Raw genomic sequence first — 2,663 nt, forward strand, 5'->3', positions numbered from 1 at the left:
AGCTCCCGACTGTAGCAATCAATGACTAGGGTCAATGAGGCCCAGCCATCCTTGCCCGTCCATACTCTGCACAGATCAGTAGCCCAGCGCTCATCTGGAGCCTTGGCCACCGATGGCAAAGCTTGAATGCGAGGTCTAAAGCCCACAGCCCTCTTGCGTATCTGCCAGCCTTTAATTTGGAAGATGCGCTGCACGGTGTTTTTGTTCATGCGCAGCAGGTGTGCCACCGTACGGTAGCCAAACGAAGGGTTCTCTTCAATCATGGCTTTGACAGGCTCAACCAACTGCGCCTGAAGTGACCTTGCCCCCGAAAAATGGAGTTCTTAGCTTCGGTCAAAATATAGGCAAGGAGTTAAGAGATGAGCACAAGGCAAATCAGAGCGAAATACACGCTGGAGTTCAAGCAGGAGGCAGTGAGGCAGGCACGCACAAGTGGTGTCACAGCAGCCGCTAAAGAATTGAACATTCCCAAAGGGTCGTTGACCAATTGGGTGCGTCTGGACTGCAAAGATGAGCTGAAGGGCAGTCTGCAGCAATCCAAGGCGAGCACGTCAACGGTCACGGCGGAGCAGATGGAAATAACGCGCTTGAGAGCCGAGAACGCACGCCTTCGTATGGAGTGCGACATCGCAAAAAAAGCGGCGGCGTACTTCGCGCAGGACACGCTGCGAAGTACGCCTGGATTGATCAAATGAAGAAGTGTTGGGCCGTGAAAGTGAGCTGCAAAGTGCTGCAAGTGAGCATCAGCGGCTACTTTCGTTGGCTTGGCCAATCCAAATCTCAATGCGGTGCTAACACGCGGCTGACTGACGCCTTGATCGTCGCACACATGCGCGCCATTGACCTAGAAGTCAAAGGGGAGTACGGCTGGCCGCGCATGCAAAAGGAGCTGCAGAGCAGAGGTTTTCGCGTTGGTAAAGAGCGCGTGCGAAAACTCATGCAGGAACACGGCATCAGGGCCAAAACCACGCGTAAATTCGTGGTCACAACAGACAGCCGGCATAAGTTGCCGGTGGCAGCTGACTTAGTGCAAAGACGTTTCACGCAAGTTGAGCCGAATCGGGTCTGGACAACGGATATCACCTATATCCACACTGCAGAAGGTTGGCTATATCTGGCCGTCATGCTGGACTTGCATAGCAGGCAAATCGTGGGCTGGAGTCTGGCAGCACACCTGGAGGCAAGCCTGGTCAAAAACGCACTGGAGATGGCTTGGTGGCGACGCAGGCCAAAGCCGGGATTGATCGTGCACAGCGACCGAGGCAGCCAATACTGCAGCCATGAGTTCCAGAAGGCTCTCAAGGATAAAAAGGCGTTGTCATCAATGAGTCGAAAAGGAAATTGTTGGGATAATTCACCAACAGAAAGTCTTTGGGGCCGATTGAAAATGGGCAGCGTGCACGGTCAAAAATTTACGACTAGAGAGCAAGCCAAGCACGCAATCTTGGACTGGATCAAGTTCTACAATCATCGACGTTTACATTCCTCGCTGGGCTATCTCAGCCCTATCGAGTATGAGCGTCGCTGGCATGCTGCACAGCGTCAACAGGCTGCATAAATTCATTGTTAAGAACTCCACTTAACAGGGGCAAGGTCAAGTAATCAATGACTAGGGCCAATGAGGCCCAGCCANAGGGCAAGGTCACTCCCGCACCGCAAAATTTTGCGGCCCGCCACACATGCTGCTCAAATTCTGGAACGCTTTAAATAGGGTCTTTTCTCTCAGGACTGTAGGGCGTGACTGCAAAAGCCGCTTTAATCGCCTCACCCAATAGTTGATCTATATTTGCTTCCGAGTACTTAATTTCTATAGCTTCCTCTTCTATAGGACAGTTCCAGTTATTTTTATCTCTCCCATCCAGAGGCCTCACTTTGATCATCCCCGCCTCAATGATTTGAATAACCTGCACCACGCGTACATTTTTTATTAAGCTTCCCATACCACGAGCGCAAAACCATGAAGCGATGATTTTATTTCGCTCAGGGATATCAACCACTTCATAAGGATGAACTTGAACATCAAAGTCATCAAGCGCTTTGAGAGTTGCCTTGCCTAATTGACCAGCCTCTGTATCGGTAGGTGTTTTAGTACTGACGCATGTATATTCTCCAGGCATTTGATTAGAACCAATTTTTGGATGCAGTACCTTTCCTTGTTGGCACATCTGCATGATGTAGTAGTTATTCTTATACTCCCAAATCTCACTATCGAGCGTAACATATTTAGTTTGCTTGCTTCTTCGCATATGAGCTTCCTTAAATCTTATCAATATCTCTAGGTCTAATAATCTTATGCGGCGTTGAAGAAATAGGGGTGGATATTTTATCTTTACCGCTCCCTTGCTTAATAATTCCGCCATTTCTATCAATCAATGGATACCCTTTTTTCTGGTTCTTAGTGAGCGGCGCATTTGGAGAACCTTTAGACTCAATGATAAAATCTGGACTTTTCGCTGAGCCAACAGTATTGTCAGCACGCACTCGATAATTAACGGGATTGCCATTATTATCCAATGGGCGAATATAGACCTCAGTTTGTACGTTTTGAGGGCCATATTTACTCTGCGCTTTCTGCGTCACTAGGTCGGCGTGTTTTTTGCCTGAAGCGGCATTCGTCCTGACACCACCCCATGGATCAATCCAAGAAAGCGGATTCGGCGCAT

3 protein-coding genes and 1 pseudogene are annotated in these 2,663 nt (G+C 49.1%); 1 reads left to right on the plus strand and 3 read right to left on the minus strand.

Annotated features, from left to right (window positions below; genetic code table 11):
• Positions 1–263, minus strand: a pseudogene (locus E8K88_RS18225) (IS3 family transposase); the annotation flags it as partial.
• Positions 264–359: 96 nt separating this feature from the next.
• Here E8K88_RS18225 and E8K88_RS17820 point away from each other — a divergent pair.
• Positions 360–1,558 (plus strand): IS3 family transposase gene (locus E8K88_RS17820; protein WP_136408010.1). Its coding sequence is split into 2 segments (ribosomal slippage): positions 360–642 and positions 642–1,558, totalling 1,200 coding nucleotides; the frame shifts between segments, so codons are not numbered across the junction.
• Positions 1,559–1,703: 145 nt separating this feature from the next.
• Here the strand turns inward: E8K88_RS17820 and E8K88_RS17825 are convergent.
• Together E8K88_RS17825 and E8K88_RS18125 are read right to left on the minus strand one after the other, a co-directional pair.
• Positions 1,704–2,246, minus strand: a complete 543-nt coding sequence (locus E8K88_RS17825) for a hypothetical protein (protein WP_136408011.1) — start codon at positions 2,244–2,246, stop codon at positions 1,704–1,706.
• A gap of 10 nt (positions 2,247–2,256) precedes the next feature.
• The coding region (locus tag E8K88_RS18125) for a hypothetical protein (protein ID WP_205880128.1) at positions 2,257–2,663 on the minus strand (407 nt) is incomplete at its 5' end.

The sequence above is a fragment of the Lampropedia aestuarii genome, assembly GCF_004803635.1.
GTDB classification, from domain to species: domain Bacteria; phylum Pseudomonadota; class Gammaproteobacteria; order Burkholderiales; family Burkholderiaceae_C; genus Lampropedia; species Lampropedia aestuarii.